The organism is Lachnospira rogosae (ex Hitch et al. 2025), from assembly GCF_040096455.1.
GTDB lineage: Bacteria > Bacillota > Clostridia > Lachnospirales > Lachnospiraceae > Lachnospira > Lachnospira rogosae.
Map to the genome: position 1 here is coordinate 151,159 of NZ_JBBMER010000004.1, position 22,148 is coordinate 173,306.

Annotated in this window: 22 protein-coding genes; 19 read left to right on the plus strand and 3 right to left on the minus strand. The window is 35.4% G+C overall.

Features of this window, described 5'->3' with window-relative positions; genetic code table 11:
• Window positions 1-29 precede the first annotated feature (29 nt).
• The 7 genes from WMO14_RS06870 (at window position 30) to WMO14_RS06900 (ending at window position 4,722) form a co-directional block, all read left to right on the plus strand.
• On the plus strand, window positions 30-479 hold the full coding sequence (locus WMO14_RS06870) for a flavodoxin family protein (RefSeq protein WP_055176307.1): 450 nt from the start codon (window positions 30-32) through the stop codon (window positions 477-479).
• Between the two features lie 71 nt (window positions 480-550).
• Window positions 551-1,498: a prolyl oligopeptidase family serine peptidase gene (locus tag WMO14_RS06875; protein ID WP_349153546.1), complete on the plus strand. Its 948-nt coding sequence runs from the start codon at window positions 551-553 to the stop codon at window positions 1,496-1,498.
• Between the two features lie 311 nt (window positions 1,499-1,809).
• Window positions 1,810-2,697, plus strand: a complete 888-nt coding sequence (locus tag WMO14_RS06880) for an aldo/keto reductase (RefSeq protein ID WP_349153547.1) — start codon at window positions 1,810-1,812, stop codon at window positions 2,695-2,697.
• Window positions 2,698-2,764: 67 nt separating this feature from the next.
• A complete protein-coding gene (locus WMO14_RS06885) occupies window positions 2,765-3,463 on the plus strand; it encodes a flavodoxin (protein ID WP_349153548.1) in 699 nt (232 codons plus the stop codon).
• A gap of 23 nt (window positions 3,464-3,486) precedes the next feature.
• Window positions 3,487-4,119 (plus strand): flavodoxin family protein, encoded by a 633-nt coding sequence (locus tag WMO14_RS06890; protein WP_055306748.1) that lies wholly within the window; start codon window positions 3,487-3,489, stop codon window positions 4,117-4,119.
• A gap of 94 nt (window positions 4,120-4,213) precedes the next feature.
• Window positions 4,214-4,528 carry an ATP-binding protein gene (locus WMO14_RS06895; protein ID WP_055176291.1) on the plus strand — a complete coding sequence of 105 codons (315 nt, stop codon included), beginning with the start codon at window positions 4,214-4,216 and terminating at the stop codon, window positions 4,526-4,528.
• Window positions 4,513-4,722, plus strand: a complete 210-nt coding sequence (locus WMO14_RS06900; protein ID WP_055176287.1) for a helix-turn-helix domain-containing protein — start codon at window positions 4,513-4,515, stop codon at window positions 4,720-4,722. The genes WMO14_RS06895 and WMO14_RS06900 overlap by 16 nt, the downstream gene beginning before the upstream one ends.
• 125 nt (window positions 4,723-4,847) lie before the next feature.
• Here the strand turns inward: WMO14_RS06900 and eno are convergent, their stop codons facing one another.
• Window positions 4,848-6,146 (minus strand): phosphopyruvate hydratase, encoded by a 1,299-nt coding sequence (gene eno, locus WMO14_RS06905; RefSeq protein WP_349153549.1) that lies wholly within the window; start codon window positions 6,144-6,146, stop codon window positions 4,848-4,850.
• Between the two features lie 359 nt (window positions 6,147-6,505).
• Here eno and WMO14_RS06910 point away from each other — a divergent pair, with 359 nt between their 5' ends.
• Window positions 6,506-7,264 carry a LytR/AlgR family response regulator transcription factor gene (locus WMO14_RS06910; RefSeq protein WP_349153550.1) on the plus strand — a complete coding sequence of 253 codons (759 nt, stop codon included), beginning with the start codon at window positions 6,506-6,508 and terminating at the stop codon, window positions 7,262-7,264.
• 41 nt (window positions 7,265-7,305) lie between these two features.
• On the opposite strand, the gene WMO14_RS06915 is transcribed toward WMO14_RS06910, so the two are convergent.
• Entirely contained in the window at window positions 7,306-7,953 is a 648-nt protein-coding gene (locus WMO14_RS06915; protein ID WP_055176284.1) for a GHKL domain-containing protein, read from the minus strand.
• A gap of 1,050 nt (window positions 7,954-9,003) precedes the next feature.
• On the opposite strand from WMO14_RS06915, the gene pyrE reads away from it, so the two are divergent.
• The 10 genes from pyrE to hisS all read left to right on the plus strand — a co-directional run bounded on the left by pyrE (window position 9,004) and on the right by hisS (window position 18,061).
• Window positions 9,004-9,687, plus strand: a complete 684-nt coding sequence (gene pyrE / locus WMO14_RS06920; protein WP_022502335.1) for an orotate phosphoribosyltransferase — start codon at window positions 9,004-9,006, stop codon at window positions 9,685-9,687.
• Window positions 9,688-9,731: 44 nt separating this feature from the next.
• Complete coding sequence (locus WMO14_RS06925) at window positions 9,732-9,884, plus strand: hypothetical protein (protein WP_022502334.1); 153 nt, start codon at window positions 9,732-9,734, stop codon at window positions 9,882-9,884.
• Between the two features lie 89 nt (window positions 9,885-9,973).
• On the plus strand, window positions 9,974-10,429 hold the full coding sequence (locus WMO14_RS06930) for a VanZ family protein (protein ID WP_070101494.1): 456 nt from the start codon (window positions 9,974-9,976) through the stop codon (window positions 10,427-10,429).
• Between the two features lie 2 nt (window positions 10,430-10,431).
• Entirely contained in the window at window positions 10,432-10,749 is a 318-nt protein-coding gene (locus tag WMO14_RS06935) for a DUF6142 family protein (RefSeq protein WP_022502332.1), read from the plus strand.
• A gap of 160 nt (window positions 10,750-10,909) precedes the next feature.
• A complete protein-coding gene (locus WMO14_RS06940) occupies window positions 10,910-12,985 on the plus strand; it encodes an aminopeptidase (protein WP_022502331.1) in 2,076 nt (691 codons plus the stop codon).
• Window positions 12,986-13,187: 202 nt separating this feature from the next.
• Window positions 13,188-13,694 (plus strand): 5-(carboxyamino)imidazole ribonucleotide mutase, encoded by a 507-nt coding sequence (gene purE / locus WMO14_RS06945; RefSeq protein ID WP_055306746.1) that lies wholly within the window; start codon window positions 13,188-13,190, stop codon window positions 13,692-13,694.
• Window positions 13,695-13,787: 93 nt separating this feature from the next.
• Complete coding sequence (gene purM, locus WMO14_RS06950) at window positions 13,788-14,813, plus strand: phosphoribosylformylglycinamidine cyclo-ligase (protein ID WP_022502329.1); 1,026 nt, start codon at window positions 13,788-13,790, stop codon at window positions 14,811-14,813.
• A complete protein-coding gene (gene purN, locus WMO14_RS06955; RefSeq protein WP_349153551.1) occupies window positions 14,807-15,403 on the plus strand; it encodes a phosphoribosylglycinamide formyltransferase in 597 nt (198 codons plus the stop codon). The genes purM and purN overlap by 7 nt, the downstream gene beginning before the upstream one ends.
• A 30-nt stretch (window positions 15,404-15,433) precedes the next feature.
• Window positions 15,434-16,708, plus strand: coding sequence for a phosphoribosylamine--glycine ligase (purD, locus tag WMO14_RS06960; protein WP_055176277.1), 1,275 nt, complete (start codon window positions 15,434-15,436; stop codon window positions 16,706-16,708).
• Window positions 16,709-16,795: 87 nt separating this feature from the next.
• Entirely contained in the window at window positions 16,796-18,061 is a 1,266-nt protein-coding gene (gene hisS / locus WMO14_RS06965) for a histidine--tRNA ligase (protein WP_055306745.1), read from the plus strand.
• A 146-nt stretch (window positions 18,062-18,207) separates the two neighbouring features.
• Here hisS and WMO14_RS06970 read toward each other — a convergent pair whose 3' ends face one another.
• Window positions 18,208-18,681, minus strand: a complete 474-nt coding sequence (locus tag WMO14_RS06970) for a hypothetical protein (protein ID WP_055176269.1) — start codon at window positions 18,679-18,681, stop codon at window positions 18,208-18,210.
• A gap of 129 nt (window positions 18,682-18,810) precedes the next feature.
• Here WMO14_RS06970 and WMO14_RS06975 point away from each other — a divergent pair, with 129 nt between their 5' ends.
• Window positions 18,811-22,146 carry a PD-(D/E)XK nuclease family protein gene (locus WMO14_RS06975; protein ID WP_349153552.1) on the plus strand — a complete coding sequence of 1,112 codons (3,336 nt, stop codon included), beginning with the start codon at window positions 18,811-18,813 and terminating at the stop codon, window positions 22,144-22,146.
• Window positions 22,147-22,148: the final 2 nt, after the last annotated feature.

A 22,148-nucleotide genomic window follows, 5' to 3' on the forward strand; every position in this document is an offset into this window, starting at 1 on the left:
AAATAGTGTGGTAGAAAAGGAGAATTAAAATGAAAATTTTATTTATTAACGGAAGTCCTAACAAGGAAGGTAATACAAAGAAGCTTGCAGATGCATTATTATCAGGAAAAGAGTATGAAACAATAAATCTTACAGATTTAAAGATATACAGCTATGGCCAGAATTATGAAGACGATGAACTTGGTGTTGTAATTGATAAGATGAAGAAAGCAGATACAATTGTCATTGGTTCACCACTTTACTGGCATAATATATGTGGTTCAGTAAGAAATGTGCTTGATAGATTTTATGGTCTTGTAAGTGAAAGTGAATTACAGGGAAGAGATATGTATTTTCTATTTCAGGGAGCAGCACCGGAAAAATGGATGCTGGAAGCTGGTGAGTATACTATGAAGCAATTTGCAGGACTTTATGGAATGAATTATAAAGGAATGGCAACTGATAGGACAGAAGCTATAAAGTTTGGAAAAAATATCTAACAGTGCTTGTACATAACGGCATTGAGGCAAGAGTGCCAGTGAGACTTAATGTGTAATACAGGAGAAAATGTATGAATAGAAAAATGCTATATATGATTGTTTCAATTACACTTATGATAAGTCTGTCAGCCTGTGGCAGTGTTAATAATAAATCAGTGTCAGTTTGGCAGACAACTGGAATAAATAATTCGGTGAATTCAGGCACTAATGAGGATAATACAACTAATACTGGTTCTGATGTAATATCAGATGAAGATAATTCTATTAATAAAGCTGATAATTATAATGTAGAAAATGGAACAAAAGAATATAGAGGTTTTGTTCTTGATAATGTATTACATTCAGCAACAGAAGGTGATATTCATTATAATGTATACATACCAGATGATTATGATGGAAGTGAAAGTTATGCGCTGTTTATGACACTTCCGGGTTATCAAGGTCTGTATTTCCAAGGTGTTGGAGAAAATGTAAGGACAGAAGAATTTGGATTTGCTGCAAGAGATTATATTCCTAAGATGATTATAGTTGCACCGCAGCTTAATGACTGTGGTGACACTTCGGCAAGACAGACAATAGCGCTTACAGAATATTTTCTTGATGCTTATAATATTGATAAGTCGAGAGTATATGCTGAAGGGTACTCTGGAGGCGGAGAGACTATGTCACGGGTTATGGGTATGCAGCCGGAGCTATATACAGCCTATCTTCAATGCAGTTCACAGTGGGACGGAGCGTATGATAAGGTTGTTAATAGCAGGACACCAGTATATTTTGTTATAGGTGAGAAAGATGAATATTATGGTTCAGAACCATCACGTAAGGCTTACAATGAACTTCACAGCTTATATAGGCAGCAGGGTTTAAGTGATAGTGATATAGATAAACTGTTAGTGCTGGATATTAAACCGACATCGTATTTTACAAGTAAAGGAATTACTAATCAGCACGGATATGGCGGTTCATTATTTGTAAGGGACGAGAGTATTATGAACTGGTTATTTGCAAAGGTTAGATAAATAATGGTTAAGTTTAAAAGGTTTTAAATACAATTTTGAAAATAGTTTTAAAAATAGCCTTAAAAATAGTTATAACCTAATGGTTATAACTGCAAAACTAATAGAGACTTCTTATATAAGAGATATGTATTATAATAAAGATGTAAAGAGAGCAGATGACTGCATAATAAAAAGGTACTGATTATGTCAGTACGATGTCAGTATGTATATGTTTTATGGTTATGTAGTCATCTGCACAATAGTCATTACAGGGAGTTGTAAATATATATAACAATTCTAAAATATAGTTTGTTAAATAGGAGGATAAGGTAATGGAATATGTAACATTAAGCAATGGAGTAAAAATGCCAATATTAGGTTATGGCGTATATCAGGTAACTAAGGATGAATGTGAAAGATGTGTTCTTGATGCTCTTAAAGTTGGATACAGAGCAATTGATACAGCACAGAGTTATTTCAACGAGGAAGAGGTTGGTAATGCAATTGAAAAATCAGGAGTACCAAGAGAAGAAATTTTCCTCACAACAAAGGTATGGATTGAGCATTATGGATATGAAGAAGCTAAGAAGTCAGTTCTTGAGTCTATGAAAAAGTTAAAGACAAATTATCTTGATTTAGTACTTCTTCACCAGCCATTTTCAGATGCCTATGGTGCATACCGTGCCCTTGAAGATTTATATGATGAAGGCAAGATAAGAGCAATAGGTATATCTAACTTCTATGTTGACAGAATGGTTGATTTTGCATCATTTAACAGAATTAAGCCAATGATTAATCAGGTAGAAACACATATTTTTAACCAGCAGAAGGAATTGAAAGAATGGGCTGATAAATATGGAATTCAGTTAGAGGCTTGGGCACCATTTGGAGAAGGAAGAGGAGGTACTTTCGATAATCCAGTCATTGATGAGATTGCTAAGAAATATGGAAAAACTCCAGCACAGGTTATGCTTCGCTGGCATATTCAAAGAGGTATTGTGGTTATTCCAAAATCAACTCATATTGAAAGAATGGAAGAGAATTTCAATGTATTTGACTTCACACTTTCTGATGAAGATATGAATACTATTGCAGGACTTGATAAGGCAGAAAGTTCATTCTTCTCACATCAGGATCCTAAGATGGTTGAGTGGTTTGTAAATATTGTCGAAGAAAGAAAAAATAATAACGACAGTTCAAAGGAAAAGAAGAACTGGTAAATTATACAATAATCAGAGCAGTATTAATAATGTTATTAAAGAATAAATAAAGAAGGGAAAGGTATATATGAAATTAAGAAAAATAATATGTATTATGGCAGCTTGTGTGTTATCACTTGGTATGCTTGCAGGTTGTGGAAGTACATCATCCAATAGTACCAGCAATACAACAAGCAAAACAGATAGTACAGTTAAGGCAACACAAAGTTCTACTACTTCAGGGAGCAGTATATCGGCAGATACTAAAGTAGCTTATACCACAACAGAGGCATCAGGCAGCAAAACTCTTGTAGTATTTTATTCAGCAACAGGAAGTACAAGAAATGTAGCGCAGGAAATAGCTAAGGAAATAGGTGCGGATACATTTGAAATAACACCAGTTCAGGCATACACTAATGACGACCTTAACTGGCAGAATAATAACAGCAGAGTTTCTAAGGAACATAATAATGAGAGCCTCAGGGATGTAGCACTTACTAAGATTACACCAGATAACTGGGCTTCTTATGATACAGTATTAATAGGTTACCCAATCTGGTGGTATATTGCTGCATGGCCTGTTAATAACTTTGTAAAGGGCAATGACTTTACAGGCAAGACAGTTATTCCATTCTGTACATCTGCATCATCAGGAATAGGTGATAGTGGTAATTTGTTACAGAAAATGGCTGGTACAGGTAACTGGAAAGCTGGACAGAGATTTAGTTCCGGAGCATCAGAATCAGAGATTTCTAAATGGGTTAAGTCACTTAATCTTAGCAAATAAATAATCTGGAAAAGAGGATTAAGATGAAAGTGTTATTGGTTAATGGCAGCCCACATAAAGAGGGCTGTACATATACGGCATTATGTGAAGTGTCAAAGGCATTAAATGAAAATGGAGTTGATACAGACATTTTCTGGATAGAAAATAAACCTCTTTCAGGATGTATAGCCTGCAAAAAATGTAAAGACAATAACAGATGTGTATTTAATGACTCAGTAAATGAATTCCTTGATATTGCTGGTGATTATGATGGTTTCATATTTGGTTCTCCTGTACATTGGGGAGGAGCTTGTGGCACAATTACATCATTTATGGATAGAGTGTTCTATGCAGACCTCAATGGTAAAGGCGGACGTTTCAGACTAAAGCCGGCAGCAGCAGTGATATCAGCAAGAAGAGCTGGTACAACAGCTACCTGGGATCAGATGAATAAATATTTTGGACTTATGCAGATGCCTATTGTGACTTCGCGATACTGGAATATGGTACACGGAGCAACTCCTGATGAAGTAAAGCAGGATAAAGAAGGTATGCAGGTTATGCAGGTACTTGGCAACAATATGGCGTTCTTTATAAATTGTAAGAATGTGGCTATGAAGATGGGAATTAATATGCCAGAAGAACCTGAATTTGTGTTTACGAATTTTATAAGATAATATGTAATGGTTAAAAAGCGGAATTTAGAGCGGAGCTCTTTGTTCCGCTTTTTTAAGCAGTTATACAGCTAAATTTGTTATAGAAAAAGAACGAATGTATGTAGAAAATGCAAGCCGAGCAATGGGAGGAGGATTTATTACAGTTGATAATCTTGAACCTAATCCTAAAAATCCAATTATAGCAGCATTTTTTAGAAATATTGGTTACGCCGACCAGCTTGGCTCAGGAGTTCGCAATCTGTTTAAATATAGCAAATATTATTCCAGACAAGAACCAAGGTTTGTAGAAGGAGATATTTTTAAAATAATTGTTCCATTGGACGATGATTATTCATATGACTATGTAATAAAGAATGAAGAAATAAATAGCAAAAAAGTGCCGATAAAAAAGTATTGGAAAAAGATGTAATTATTAAAAAACAGCAGAAAAAAATACTTGAGTATATAAAAGAAAACGGTAAAATAACTTCACGTCAGGCGGAAGAATTACTTGAGGTAAAGCAAAGACGTGCAAGGATAGTTCTTGTAGAAATGGTAAATAATGGATTGTTAGAAAAACAGGGAGCTTATAAGACACCAGTATATGTGATAAATAATAAATAATTTATTTGTATTTTGTGTATATAACGTAATAGTTAAATATATGTAATCGGGTTAGAAGATAAAAATATAAACTGTAAGTGCCAATCCTCTTAGCACTTACAGCTTATTGTTATGTATACATTTAATTAATGAACATTAAATGCTTTAATTCCAGGATATACGGCTGAGTCACCGAGTTCTTCTTCAATTCTAAGTAACTGGTTATACTTAGCAACACGTTCTGAACGAGAAGGTGCACCAGTCTTTATCTGGCAGGTATTAAGAGCTACTGCAAGGTCAGCGATTGTTGTATCGGCTGTTTCACCTGAACGGTGTGAGCTGATAGCTGTGTAGCCAGCCTTATGAGCCATCTTAATAGCCTCAAGTGTTTCAGATACAGAACCAATCTGGTTAAGCTTTATAAGAATGGCATTACCAGCACCAAGGCTTATACCCTTAGAAAGTCTTTCAGTATTAGTTACGAAAAGGTCATCACCAACGAGCTGAACCTTGTCGCCAAGTCTTGTTGTAAGTTTCTGCCAGCCTTCCCAGTCCTCTTCATCAAGACCATCTTCGATAGAAATGATAGGATATTTTTCGCAGAGAGCTGCCCAATGCTCGATAAGCTGTTCAGCAGTATATTCTGTACCAGCCTTAGGAAGCTTGTAGTAACCTTTTCCTTTTTCAGATTTCCATTCAGAAGAAGCTGCATCCATAGCAATCCTGAAATCTTTGCCTGGTTCATATCCAGCCTTCTTAACGGCTTCAAGAATAGTTTCGATAGCTTCTTCATCAGACTTTAATGCAGGAGCAAAACCCCCTTCATCACCAACAGAAGTTGCAAGTCCGCGTTCCTTTAATATAGAAGCAAGTGCGTGGAATACTTCTGAGCACCATCTTAAACATTCTTTAAATGAAGGTGCGCCAACAGGCATAATCATAAATTCCTGAACATCAAGTCCAGATGATAAAGCGTGACAGCCACCATTAATAATGTTCATCATAGGAACTGGAAGTCTGTTGCCTGAAATTCCACCTAAGAATTTATAAAGAGGAATATCAAGAGCAATGCCTGCAGCTCTACAGCAGGCGATTGATACAGCAAGTATTGCATTAGCACCAAGCTTAGATTTATCCTTAGTTCCGTCAGCCTTTATCATAGCAGCATCAACAGCATATATATCAGACGCATCAAGACCTACAAGTGTATCATTGATAATTGTATTAATATTATCAACAGCCTTTGTAACTCCTTTGCCTAAATATCTTGACTTATCACCATCCCTTAACTCAAGAGCCTCAAATTCACCAGTTGAAGCACCAGATGGAGCAGTACCACGACCAACAGTTCCATCAATAAGATAAACTTCTGCTTCTACAGTTGGGTTACCTCTTGAATCAAGAATTTCTCGTCCTATTACTTTTTCGATTTCTAAATATGACATAATTCCTCCATTCTGATCCAGCCTATATTCAATATAAGACTGAATTACATTAGTTAAGTGGACTTCTTTCAGGCATCAGCAGTACCTGAAAATGTGCTGACAACCATATCTTAATGTAACAGATTAAGATTGCTGTAAACACATAATGAAAGGAGTCCACATGATTTATACACAAGAGTTAGAATAAACTAACGTAGATTAGAAGTCAATAACTCAAAGCGATAATATTTATCATATGGGTGTTTAGATACAGAATTTATTCTGAATAGCACTGATTAAATACCAAATAACACATCTCAATTGAAAGTGTATAGTCATTGTGATACATTTTATTTATGAATAAAGAAATGAGGATTAGTATGAAAACAGTAGAGATAGCAGTATGTGATGATGAACAAGTGCATATAGACAGAATTGTTAAATATATAGATGTATATTCGGAAGAATCTGAAATAAATATTAATATAACATCATATAATTCAGGAATGGCATTGTTGAAGGATATAGAAAATGATGATTTAAAGTATGATATTATATTTCTTGATGTTGAAATGCCAGAAATTAATGGAGTAGATATGGCAAGGCAGATACGTAAAATTACACAAGATGTAATAATATGTTTTGTGACGAGTTTTGATAAATACGCAATACAAGCTTATGGTGTTGAAGCATTAGCATATGTTGTAAAACCAGTTGCATATGCTGAATTGAAAAGAGTGCTGTCAAGAGCTGTTGTATTGGTGCAATATACATTTGATTATAAGGAAGCAGAGGAACGATACATAGAGGTTCCTGTTTCGAGAAATACCCGAATAGTAGACGTAAGGACTATACAGTATATTGAAAAACGAAGAAATAAATGCGTTTTACATTGTACAGATGCAGAGATAACGTGTTATGAAACATTAAAGAAGATTTGTAGTAAGTTAGATCAAAATATATTTATATATGTGCATCAAGGGTATATAGTCAATTTTGATGCAATAAAAGAAGTTAAAGAAAATGTGGTATGTCTTGGGGATGGCGTTGAAGTGCCACTAAGCAGAAGTCATTATAAAGAAGTGAAGAATAGGCATATGAGTAAAATAAGAAAGCTGCTTGAAGAAAGAAAAATGTAGAGATAACACTATTGTTAATTACAGATAATAATTAAATACTATTATCTGTAATTAGGAATAAGTATATCAACAATGAAGGTAGTATCATTGTAGTTAATATCAATTGTGCCACCGTATTTATTAACATTATTCGTAACACTAATAAGACCTAATCCGTGCAAAGGATTAGCCTTAGAGACAGAAGAAGGTTTGCTTGAGATAAAGCGACCTTCTCTTTTTTTGATTTTTTCGTGGTGATTATTTTCACAATGTATTGCCAGATATGTATCTGCCTGTTTAATAGCAAGATTAATATATCCGTTATCGAGTTTTGAAGCGGCAGTTATAGCATTATCTAATATATTTCCAAGCACTGTTATGAGAGTAAAGTCATTTATATAGATGTTGTTAAAATCTAACTGTGTATCAAATGCTATTTTATTATCATCACATATGAGCTTTTTAGAGTTAAGAAGTGCTGATATGGTAGATGAAGTGGAAGATATAGTCTGAGTCTGGTTAAGTTCATCAGTTATCTTATGTATGTAATCGTGAATTTGTTTATTTTTACCATCAGCAGACAAACTGTCAATAATAAGAAGGTGATTTTTCATATCGTGTCTTAATGTGTGGAGCTGTTGTAATTTATCGTCAATCTGAGAATTATATTCAGATTCCATAGCAGCTTTTTCAATTTGAATTTTATTCATAGCATTTTCTTCAAGAGTAATTGCGATTCTACTATAAGTAGTAAGACAAAATATGATTATTAGTGCGATTAATATAAAAAACATAGGAATAAGCATCTGTGAATTAAGTATTGTTGGTTCAGTGAGAATAGGTGCTATTGATAAAGTGATGATAGTTGCAATTGATATAAAATCATATAGAAATATGTAGGGTTTTGCTGTGTTTAATAATTTGTTTTTTTTAGTATTAAAATATATATAGGCTATGATATAAGAAATGATAATACTTGAAAGTGTATTGTAATCAATATAAAGTTTGTTATTATATAATTGTTGAATATCCCTTAATACAACTATACGGATACAAATTATTATAATAGAAGATAAATAGCTGTATGTATAGTATTGTATAAGTACAAGTAAACGGTTATATATTTTTTTATCACAACATATAAGGATTTGTGCACAAGTTAAGAGTTCTATAATATATGAGTAAGAATTGACTGCAAATATATCGTATAATATTCTTGATAAAAGAAAAAAAGGTTGAAGAATTCGCCGTCTGTTATCATTTTTCGTATTAAATTGAATGAATAAATTTATAAGTAAGTAACCAAAAAAATCGCCTACTATATGAAAAAATATTGAATAAAATGACTCCTTAAAGACAGGAGATACAACAGACATAAGACTTTGGTTGATATTGCTTATGTCAGCTTTAACAATAATGACAGGATTAACAGTAAAAAGTAAAAGAAACGATTGTGAATAAATCGAAATAGAACTTTATACATAGAACTTTATTATTCTCTGAAGCTAAGATGAATGTAATCCATGCATTTGTAATTATGCAAATGCATGGATTTTTTAGTTTGAAATGATTATAAATATTATAACACAAAACAAACAAATGGTCTGTAATATTTTACAGATTTAAAATAATTTTCACCAAGCAACGCAGAGCGTGTTGATAATGCAAATACACATTGAAACCAATAAAGTTTTATGTTAGAATAGACCCAATATAACAATAACAGTGCGAAGCCGCATATACAGGAGGTTTTAGATACAATGGAAGCATACAAGCAGGAATTTATAGATTTTATGGTTGAGAGTGATGTGTTAAAGTTTGGAGATTTCACATTAAAGAGTGGAAGAAAGTCACCATTTTTTATGAATGCAGGTGCATATGTAACAGGTACACAGCTTATGCGTCTTGGCGAGTATTATGCTAAGGCAATTCACGAGACATATGGTGATGATTTTGATGTTCTTTTTGGACCAGCATATAAGGGAATTCCAATCAGCGTAGTTACAGCCGTTGCTTATGCTAAGCTTTATGGTAAGGAAGTGCGTTATTGTTCAGACCGTAAGGAAGAAAAGGACCATGGTGCAGATAAGGGAAGTTTCCTTGGAAGCAAGCTAAAAGATGGCGACAGAGTTATTATGATAGAAGATGTTACAACATCAGGTAAATCAATGGAAGAGACAGTTCCTAAGGTAAGAGGAGCGGCTGATGTTACAATTATCGGTCTTATGGTATCACTTAACCGTATGGAAGTAGGTCTTGGCGGCAAGGTGAGCGCGTTAGATGAGATTAAGGAAAGATATGGCTTTGAGACAAGTGCAATTGTTTCAATGGCAGACGTTGTAGAACATCTTTATAATAAAGAATGTGAAGGCAGAGTTGTCATTGACGATAAGTTAAAGGCAGCCATAGATACTTATTATGAACAGTATGGGGTGCGTAATTAATTAGTCAGTTTGGTTTATCAAGCCAGCAGGAATGGAGGATTGTTGTGGAAGAAAAATTATATAAAAAAATGAAGTCAGTTGGCGTATCAAATCTTGTGTTTGGAATTGTAACAATCGCTTTTGGTATTGGCGCTGGTGTTATGATGATAGTTAATGGAGCAAGACTTCTTGCACATAAATCAGATATATTATTTTAAATGTATATACTGCCTGATATATTATTGCAATGCTTTAACGGAGTGTTGCAATGGTATGTCAGGCATATTATATTGTGTGGAGAGAGATTATGAATAAGCAGAAGTTTCATAATGTTATGAAATGGATAATTTTTGTTATATATATGTGTCTGCTTATATACGTTGTATTCTTTGCTGAGTCAATGGGAAGGACATCGCAGACAAGACATATATACAATCTGGAACCTTTTAAAGAAATAAAAAGGTTCTGGAAATATATATTAGATAATGATTCACTTGGAAGAATAGCAAGACTTAATATTATAGGAAATGTTGTTGCGTTTATTCCTTTTGGAATATTTCTTCCAGTGCTATCTCACAGAAGAATTAAATTAATAGCAACAACTTTATATTCATTTAGTCTTTCTTTGGCAATAGAGCTTACACAGCTTATAACTATGGTTGGAAGCTGCGATGTAGATGATTTGATATTAAATTGTCTGGGAGGACTGACAGGATACATCATATATGCAGTCTGGTACAAAATTATTAGAAGAGAGGATTAAGCGTGAAATTATTTAATAAATACAAGTTTTCGGATAAAAGGCAGTCGCTTGGTGGAATAATATCTACCATAATGGGTCTGCTTGCATTGGCTTCCTTAATATATGGCGTGTATTTATCCTACAAAGCTGAAGGATATGCAGGTTTAAAGGTAGGAAGTCTTGGACTGTTAAGTCTGTTATTTTCAATAATAGGTTCAGTAATCGGGCTTCTTAGCTTTAAGGAAGATGATAAATTCTATACTTTATCAAAGGTGGGCTCACTGTTATGTGGAATACTCGCAGTATTTATGGCAGCGGTATTCCTTATGGGTATAGTGTAATTGCTAATATATTTTTGTGTAACAATAAAGAATAATATAATAGTTGTGCAGTATTAGAGATTAGTACATTTGTTGTGTGACAATGTAAAATAATAGGATTGTTATATATATAGTAATGGATATTAATATATATATATTTATTATAGAAATGGAGATTAATATGTTTGATGATAATATAGAAGAAAGATATTCGCTTGCAATAGAAAGAATATCAGAGATTAATAAAGATGATGAGCTGTCAGATTATGGTGCTGGCAGTTATGCTGATTATTTTAAAAATGTATCGGCGTTTATACTGCTTATGGATAAGCTCAAGAATGATATAGCTGGCAAAGCATTTGATAACGCTTCATTAGAGGAGCTTGGCGAATATAACAGGGCTTTATATAAAGATGTGACAGGAGAAGCCTATAATACAAGTTATGCTAATCCAAGAGTTAGTGTTAGGTGCTTTGGAGAGCAGTGCGGAAGATTATTCTCAATGGTATATATGGAAATCAGGGGTCTGATTGTATATATGTATGAGCGAAGATTAGCAGATGCAACAGCACTTATTGAGCTGTTTATTGAGCTTTACTGCATAGTTAAGGACTGTGCGGCTGATAATACAGAGGCTGATTATAAGCATCTTAAGGAAGCAGTCTACTGGTATGTAAGTGATTACAGTGATGACCATATTGAATACAGGATAAGGGAACTTATAGACCCATCACTGGATTTTGCTGTAAGAATTATTATGGACAGCGATTTGAATGATTTAAGATATCTGTACAGATATGGGGAATATATTACTGATAATGAAATTAAAATGGCACAGCATTTGAACTCATTATCTGAACAGCAGATAAAAGATATGGCGGCAACATTTACAGAAGGATACCGAAAGGGATTTATTCTTGGCAATAAGCCGTTAGAGAAGAAGCAGACTGTCAATATCAGATACTGCGTAGGCTTTGAAAGACTTGTAAGAGAAGAGATAAAGCAGTTTGAGGCAATGGGGCTTAAGCCTACTATATACAGGGCGGCAGTTAATTCAATTAACAAGCGTATGCATATTAAGATAGGCTATTATGGCGCAAGTCCTAATAAACAGATGGAATTTGACCATAGATTTGATAATGCACTATATCTTGACGGAGATTTTGTTGAGAGAAAGCTTGGTGCATTAAAAAATGCGTATGAAAAGCATAAAGAACTTGCCGATGTACACGGCGGTCCTGCTGTTATGGAAGTATTTGGTGAGAAGCCATTTGAGCCAGATGATGCTAAAGAATGTTATCATCTTGATGATAAACAGCAGAAGCTTATAGTCAAATATAATAATGAATCAGGAGCTATAGTTAATTCATATATTAAAGGCGAGGAGAGAAGCTTTACTATAATAGCTTATCCATCACCAGAGGCAGGCGACAAGTTCACTGAGATTTTTGATGAGATTGTCAAGATAAATACTCTTGATTATGACAAGTACAAGGTTGTCCAGCAGAGAATTATAGATGTGCTTGATACAGCAGAGTATGTCAGGGTCAAAGGCTGTAACGGCAATGAAACGGATATGAAAGTATCTATAATGAAGGTTAATGATGGCAGTAAGCAGACAGTATTTGAGAACTGCCTTGCAGATGTTAATATACCGCTTGGTGAAGTATTTACATCGCCAGTCCTTAAGGGAACAGAGGGCGTGCTTAATGTAAGCAAGGTATATCTTAACGACATTAATTTCAAGAACCTTAAGGTGCATTTTAAAGATGGTTTTGTCACGGATTATATGTGTGATAATTATGAGGATGAGAAGCGTTGCAAGGATTTATTTAAAGAAAATGTCCTGTTTAACCACAATACACTTCCAATCGGTGAATTTGCAATAGGAACTAATACTACAGCATATGTGTCAGCGAACAGATATGATATTGTGTATCTACTTCCAATTCTTATTGTTGAGAAAATGGGACCACATTTTGCACTTGGTGATACGTGCTATTCAAGGTCAGAGGATGTTGCAGTGTTCAATCCTGATGGCAAGGAGATAATCTCAAGGGATAATGAGGTGTCTTTATTAAGAAAGAGTGAGCCTGACAAGGCATATTACAATTGTCATACAGATATTACAATTCCATATGATGAAATTGGAAGAATATCAGTTGTAGACTATTCAGGAAAAGAAACAAGCATAATAGAAAATGGAAGATTTGTGCTTTCAGGAACTGATATGCTTAACGAACCGTTTGAAGATTAAAACAGACATTTGTTCAATAACACGGTTTATGTTAAATTCCTTGACGATATATCTAAAACAAAGTAGAATATTATAGGTATTGTATTATATTATCTGTTTAATTATCCAGATGGATGATTTATCAGATAATATGAAATGATAAGTGATTTAATATTATTTTAAGATGATAGTTGTATTTCTATCAGAATGGAGGAAGTTAAACATGGCTTTAGTAGGAATAGTTATGGGTAGTGATTCTGATATGCCTGTTATGGCAAAGGCAGCAGACATATTAGACAAGTTAGGTATCTCATATGAGATGACAATTATCTCTGCTCACAGAGAACCAGATGTATTCTTTGAATATGCGAAGACAGCAGAACAGAAAGGATTCAAGGTTATCATTGCAGGAGCAGGAATGGCAGCACATCTGCCAGGAATGTGTGCGGCAATATTCCCTATGCCAGTTATTGGTATTCCAATGCACACAACTTCTTTAGGTGGTAGAGATTCGTTATATTCAATAGTACAGATGCCAACAGGAATTCCTGTTGCAACAGTTGCTATTAATGGTGGTGCTAATGCAGGTATTCTTGCAGCTAAGATTCTTGCGACATCAGATGAACAGCTTCTTGAAAGGCTTAAGAATTATACTAAGGAATTAAAGGAAAGTGTTCAGGCTAAAGATGCAAGACTTCAGGAAGTAGGATACAAGAATTACTCAAAGTAATTAAAATATCAGATTGTCGTTAAATTATAAAATGGTGCTTATAAAGCATACATAGTTATTCGCAGATAAGCTGCGTAAGAATGGAGGATTACAATGGATTACAAGAATGCTGGTGTTGATATCGAAGCAGGTTACAAGTCAGTTGAATTAATGAAAGATGCGGTCAAGTCTACATTCAGACCAGAAGTGTTAGGTGGTATCGGTGGATTTTCAGGTGCATTTTCACTTGAGAAGATTAAGCAGATGGAAGACCCGGTTCTTCTTTCAGGAACAGATGGCTGTGGAACAAAGGTTAAGCTTGCCTTTATTATGGATAAGCACGATACAATCGGTATTGATGCAGTTGCAATGTGTGTTAATGATGTTGTATGTGCAGGTGGAGAACCTCTTTTCTTCCTTGACTATATTGCATGTGGAAAGAACTATCCAGAAAAGATTGCAACAATCGTAGGTGGTGTAGCAGAGGGCTGCCGTCAGTCAGAATGTGCACTTATCGGAGGTGAAACAGCAGAACACCCAGGACTTATGCCAGTAGATGAATATGATGTTGCTGGATTTGCTGTAGGTGTTGTTGATAGAAAAGACCTTATAACAGGTGAGAATATTAAGCCGGGCGATACACTTATCGGTATTGCTTCAAGTGGTGTTCATTCTAATGGATTTTCACTTGTAAGAAGTGTATTCACAATAACAGAAGAGTCACTTAATACATATTATGATTCACTTGGCAAGACACTTGGAGAGGCTTTACTTGCTCCAACTAAGATATATGTTAAGACTATGAAGTCTATTAAGAACGCAGGAGTTCGTGTTAAGGGATGCAGCCATATCACAGGTGGCGGTTTCTATGAGAACATTCCAAGAATGTTACCAGATGGTGTAAGAGCTGTTGTAAAGAAAGACAGCTATGAAGTTCCCCCAATCTTTAAGATGTTACAGACAGATGGCGAGATTGAAGAAGATATGATGTATAACACATTTAATATGGGTATTGGTCTTGTACTTGCAGTAGCCCCTGAGGACGTAGATACAACTATGGAAGCTATTAAAGCTGCTGGTGAGACACCTTATGTTATCGGTAATATTGAAGCAGGTGAGAAGGGAGTAACTTTATGCTAAGAATAGCTGTTATGGTATCTGGAGGTGGAACTAATCTTCAGGCTATAATTGATGGTGTAAAGGACAAGACAATTACTAATACACAGATTGCTGCTGTTATAAGTAATAATGCTAATGCTTATGCTCTTACAAGAGCTAAAGAGAACGGAATACCAGCTTATTGTGTATCACCTAAGGATTATGCTACAAGAGATGAATTTAATAAAGCACTTCTTGAAAAGGTTAATTCGCTTAATGTAGACCTTATTGTGCTTGCGGGCTTCCTTGTTAAAATTCCAGAAGAAATGGTACACGAATACAGCCATAGAATTATTAATATCCACCCATCACTCATCCCATCTTTTTGCGGTGTAGGCTTTTACGGACTTCACGTTCACGAAGCTGCACTTGCCAAAGGTGTTAAGGTTACAGGTGCAACAGTGCATTATGTAGATGAAGGAATGGATACAGGAGAGATTATATTCCAGAAAGCTGTTGAAGTTAAAGATGGTGACACGCCAGAAATTCTTCAAAAGAGAGTTATGGAACAGGCAGAATGGAAGTTACTGCCTGCCGCTATTAACAAGATAGCTAATGAACATGATAACTAGAAAGACTAGATTATATTGGAGGAAGAACAGATGAAGGTTTTAGTTGTAGGCAGCGGTGGACGTGAGCACGCCATATGCTGGAAGATAAGCCAGAGCCCTAAGGTTGATAAGATATATTGTGCACCTGGTAATGCAGGTATTGCTGAGGTTGCGGAATGTGTTGATATTAAAGCTATGGAATTTGATAAGCTTGTTGCATTTGCTAAGGAAAATGCAATCGACCTTACTGTAATTGGTATGGATGATCCACTTGTTGGCGGTATTGTTGATGCATTTGAGGCAGAAGGTTTAAGGGTATTCGGACCTAGAAAGAACGCAGCTATACTTGAAGGTTCAAAGGCATTTTCTAAGGACCTTATGAAGAAATACAATATACCAACAGCAGCATATGAGACATTCACATCTGCTGATGAAGCTAAGAAGTATCTTGAAACAGCTAAGTATCCTATCGTTCTTAAGGCTGACGGTCTTGCACTTGGAAAGGGCGTTCTTATATGTGAAGACAAGCAGATGGCACTTGATGGTGTAGATGAGCTTATGCTTGACAAGAAGTTCGGTTCAGCAGGTAATACAATTGTAGTAGAAGAATTTATGACAGGACGTGAAGTTTCAGTTCTTTCATTTGTTGATGGTAATACTATAAAGATAATGTCTTCTGCACAGGATCATAAGAGAGCCAAGGACGGAGATCAGGGGCTTAATACAGGTGGTATGGGTAACTTCTCACCATCACCATTTTATACTAAGGAAGTTGATGATTTCTGCAAGGCACACATATATCAGGCAACAGTTGATGCGATGAAGGCAGAGGGAAGACCATTTAAGGGTGTTATATTCTTTGGACTTATGCTTACACCAGAAGGTCCTAAGGTACTTGAATATAATGCAAGATTTGGTGATCCTGAAGCACAGGTTGTTCTTCCAAGAATGGAGAATGATATAATTGATGTATTTGAAGCGTGCATAGACGGAACATTAGATAAGATAGATCTTAAGTTTACTGATAATGCGTGTGTATGCGTAGTTCTTGCATCAGACGGTTACCCACTTGAGTACAAGAAGGGCTTTGAGATAACAGGTATGGAGAATTTCAAGGGTAAAGATTCATACTTTTTATTCCACGCTGGTACTAAGTTCAACGAAGAAGGCAAGGTTGTTACTAATGGTGGACGAGTTCTTGGCGTAACAGCATTAGGTGAGGATTTAAAGAAAGCCCGTGCTAATGCTTATGAAGCGACAGAATGGGTTAATTTTGATAATAAATATATGCGTCACGATATAGGTAAAGCTATAGACGAAGCATAATTGTTAATTGAATGTGTTTAAGTAACTCCCGCCACATATAATGGTGGGAGTTATTGTGTAATAATTGTAATAATGGAGGACAATGGAATGAAGATTACATCTGTAAAAGGTACTAATGATTATCTTCCTAATGAAGTAGAGATAAGAGATTATCTCCAGAATGAAATATTAAAAGTATATGTAGAGAATGGTTTTGAACATATAACAACTCCGGTTATTGAAGATATTGAAAATCTTGATAAGAGTGATGGTGGAGAAAACCTTAATCTTATATTTAAGATTATGAAGAGAGGCGACAAGCTTGACAAGGCACTTGCAAGCGGAGTTACTTCACAGAATGAAAATGTTCTTGCGGATATGGGCTTAAGATATGACCTTACACTTCCTTTAAGCAGATATTTTGCTAATAATAAGGATAAGCTTACACTTCCAATGAAGTGTATACAGATGGACAGAGTGTACAGGGCAGAACGTCCACAGAAGGGCAGATTAAGAGAATTCGTACAGTGTGATATAGATATTATAGGTTCTGATTCAAGAGATTCAGAGGTTGAGCTTATACTTATAACAACTAAGGCACTTAAAGCTATAGGAATGAAGAACTTTAAGGTTAAAGTTAATGACAGACGACTTTTAAGAGCATTTCTTATGGACTGCGGATTTGAAGAAAGCCAGCTTGACAGTGTATGTATAACATTTGATAAGATGGATAAGATTGGTCTTGAAGGCGTTAAGAATGAACTTGAGGAGAAGGAATTCGCAGAAGCAGCTATAGCCAAGTTTACAGGATTTCTTGCAAATGTAAGCAATCCACAGGAGATTTCTTTAGAGTCAGTTAAAGATATTCTTGTAGATAAAGCACCAGCAGAAAGCCTTGAATATATTATGAAGTCAGTTAATGAGCTTTGTAATGGCGAGTTCGATGTTGTATTCGACCTTTCATTAGTAAGAGGACAGGGATACTACACAGGAACTGTATTTGAGGTTGAAAGCATTGACTTTAAGGGTGCTATTGCAGGTGGGGGAAGATATGATAACCTTATTGGCAAGTTCTTAGGACAGCAGGTAAGTGCAGTAGGATTTTCTATCGGATTTGAGAGAATATTCTCTATACTTATGGAACACGGAATTGACCTTCCTAATAAGGGCAATAAGATAGCAGTAATGTATGATGAGGGCGAGCTTACAGCAGCTTATAAGCTTGCAGAAAAGTACAGGGCAGAAGGCAAGATATGTTCGCTTTATGTTAAGCCAAAGAAGATGGGCAAGTTCTTAGGAAAGCTTGAAGAAAGAGGTTATGCAGGCTTTATTAATGTAAGTAATGATGACGGGATAAGTTATTTTGAGAACTAATAATTAAAATAGAACTTCGGGTAATCTATGAACAAACTGGATATAGATTACCCGAAGTTTTTACATACGTCTGTATAGAAAGAGTGTTACAGACAGCTGTGTCTGATGTAAAAAGTTTATCTGAAAGACTTAAATGCCTTACGCAGTTAGTTCCTTGCCTTGGCAAGTGCACTGTCTATAGCTGATAACAGCATAGTTGCTGTATATTTACTGCTTGCATTGTAGGTGATATTATCTGTTGAGCCGTTGTTGATAACGGCGGTCTTTATCTCATCAAATGAAGAATTAAGCATAGGATACATAGTCTGCACGGACTCTGAAAGATTAACCATTTCGATATTGTTGATATTGTCGGAGTCAACTGTAACCTGAATATCTATAGGAGTACCATTAAGAAGTATTGAGGAAGTGTATACACCTGGTGAATATGTAGGACAAGATGTATTCTTTTTTACTGTGTCAGTGCTGGTGCTTATATTAACACCTGTACTTTTGGCAGCATCTGAACTGCTTCCGCCAAATATAAATATTGCCGCTAATATAATAAGAGCAGCAATTACGCATACCATAATTATCAGTTTCTTAAGTGGAATTACCACAATCCTGGTTGAACCGCTCATATATCCCCCTCATATAACACACATTTATTTTGATAAAATATATGAGCATTCATATATAAATAGAACTTATATATGGTATACTTAAATGAGTTTCATTGAATAAAAATGTGCACGGAAATGAGGATTATTATGTCATTACAACTTATACTTGGAGGATCGGGTGCTGGCAAGTCAACATATTTATATAGTTCAATAATAGAGGAGTCGATTAACAATCCAGACACAGATTATATAATTATCGTGCCAGAGCAGTACACTATGGCAACACAGAAGCGTGTAGTTGAGCTTCACCCACGAAAGGGAATTCTTAATATAGATGTCATAAGCTTTGAAAGGCTTGCTTATAGAGTATTTGAGGAGGTCGGGGCTTCTGACTATCCGGTTCTTGATGATACAGGAAAGAATCTTATAGTAAGAAGAATATTAGAACAGCACAAGAAAGAACTTCGATTCTTTAGTGGTAATATATCCAATACCGGATTTGTGGCTGAGATGAAATCAGTCATATCAGAGATGTTACAGTATGATATAACTGTTGATAAGATAGATGAAATTAATAAAACTGTTGATAATAACAGTCTGCTTGGAATGAAATTAAGTGACATTAATGTTGTTTATAGTGGATTTAGGAATTTTATAAAAGATAATTACATTACATCAGAGGAGATACTTGATCTTCTGTGCAGGAAAGTGCAGGAGTCAGAAAAGCTTAAAGACAGTGTGATAGCACTTGATGGTTTTACTGGCTTTACGCCTGTACAGTACAGGCTTATTGGTCTGCTTCTTGATATATGCACGGATATTAAGGTGGCACTGACTATAGATACAAGTGAGAAGGTTAATGTCAATGAGGGCATTGAGAACCTTTTCTATATGACTAAGGATACAGTGGCACATTTGTATAAGATATGTGATGAACAGCATATTAATATAGAAAATGCTGTGATGATTGATGATGATAATATATCACGTTTTAAGTCGTCAAAGGAGCTTGCATTTCTTGAAAAGAATATATTCAGGGCTGGAAGCAGGCATTATAATGGTGAAGTAAATGATATAGCTTTGTATGCAGGGACAACGCCGAAGGACGAATTGCAGTATATAACAGGAAAGATACTTGAGCTTACACGTCTGTCAGGCTACAGATACAGTGATATAGCGGTTGTTACAGGTGATATTGGTGTGTATGGAAAGCTTGCCGCTAATATATTTTCCCAGAATGAAATACCATTTTTCTTAGACCAGAAACGTCATATAACAGATAACTGCTTAGTGGAAATGATTACCGCAGTACTTGATATTATCGAGAAGAATTATGCCTATGACAGTATGTTCAGATATCTAAGAACAGGATTTACCCAACTTACAAGAGATGAGATAGATATTCTTGATAATTATTGTCTTGCGGTTGGCATAAAGGGCAGGAAGCAGTGGAACAATGAATGGATAAGAAAGTTCAGGACAGGAAGGGAAGATACAGACCTTGGACTTCTTAACAGATTAAGACGCGAAGTCATTACTCCAATAGATGTTCTTCACAAAGATATTAAGGAGGCAGATGGAAATGTAGATGCCATTACCAGGGCTTTATATGAATTCATAGCCGGACTTGATTGTGAAAGGAAGCTGTCATCTATAGATGTGGATAGTGAAGAATATGGACAGATATATAAGAAGATAATAGAACTATTAGATAAGATAGTTGAATTATTAGGCAGTGAGAAGGTTACATTAAAAGAATACAACAGCATTATAGCATCTGGATTGGAGGAGATTAAGATAGGACTTATACCTCCGGCTAACGACTGCGTTGTAATAGGTGATATTGAGAGAACAAGACTTGATAATATAAAGGTAATGTTCTTTGCTGGCGTTAATGATGGGTATGTTCCAAAAAAAAGCGACAACAGAAGCGTTCTTTCAGAAACAGACAGGGACAGGCTTAAGGGTATGGACGTATCATTATCAATGTCAGTCAGGGAAAAAGCGTTTATTCAGAGATTTTATTTATACCTTATTATGACAAAGACATCAGAAAAGCTTTATATAACTTATGCACGCAATGGCATGGATATGAAAGCTGTTCTTCCTTCTTACATAATAAGAATGATTAAGAAAATGTTTCCGCTTGTTAAAGAGTACGCAAGAGAGGATACATTTGCAGAACACGCATATATACGAATTCCAAAAGCAGACATTGTATGGAGCGAGGGCAATCTTAATAAAGTGCTTGCAGAGGGAATTGCACTTGAATTATATGGAAGGGAGCTTACAGGAAGCGTAACATCATTTGAACAGTTCGCTTCGTGCCAGTTCGCATATTTCTGCCAGTATGGACTTGGGCTTAAAGAGAGGGAAGAATATCAGTTTGCGGTTAATGACTTTGGTACAATTCTTCACGCTGTAATTGAAGATGTGTCAAAAAATATAAAGCAGAACAATAAATCCTTCGTGCTTTTAAGTGATGAGGAAAGAAGCCAGATGGTATCAGAGAGTATCAATGCAATAGCTGAGAATTATGGCAATACGATACTTAAGGACTCAAGCCGTAATGAGTATCTTATACAGAGAATGAAGAATTACGCTGACAGGACACTGTGGGCAATTGGAAAGCAGCTTGCTGACGGAATATTCAGGCCAGATGCATTTGAGAAGGGATTTCTTACACAGATAGAAGAACTTCCGCACGATGTACTATTTTATATGAAGGGCAAGATAGACCGGATAGATGTGTGCGATGATGACGAAAATTTATATATCAAAGTAGTGGATTACAAGACAGGACAGTCAGATTTTAACCTTTTAAAGACATATTATGGCTTGAAAATCCAGCTCCTTACATATATGAGGGAAGCAATGATATATGAAAAGAAGAAATATGGTGACAAGAATATAATTCCAGCAGGGCTTTTATATTATAATATTCAGGACCCGATAGTTGAGGCGAAGAAAGATGATGACGAGGTCGAGGCACTTATAAGAAAAGAATTAAGAATGAAGGGCGTTGTTAATTCTAATAAGAATATTATAAGTATGATGGATTCAACAGAGGGTTCATCTGTTAATATTCCTATCAGTTACAATAAATCTGGTGAACTTGATATGCGATACAGCAGGGTTATGACAACTGATGAGTTCGATAAGCTTGGTGAATATGTTGATAAAGAAAATGTCAATAACGCAGGAAAGATACTTAATGGAAGCATTAATATCAATCCGTATATTAAGGGTAATGAGAACAGTTGTACTTATTGTCAGTATAACAGTGTGTGTGGATTTAGCACAGATATGCCGGGTACAAGTTATCGAAGACTTTCCAATTTAAGCAAAGAAGATATATGGAAATTAATAGATGAGAATAACAGCGGTGAAGCGTACAGCAGTAGTAAAGAGCATAACAGTACAGAAAAGTATAACGATAGTGAAGAATATAACAAAGAAACTGACAGTAATTCAGAGGTGTAATG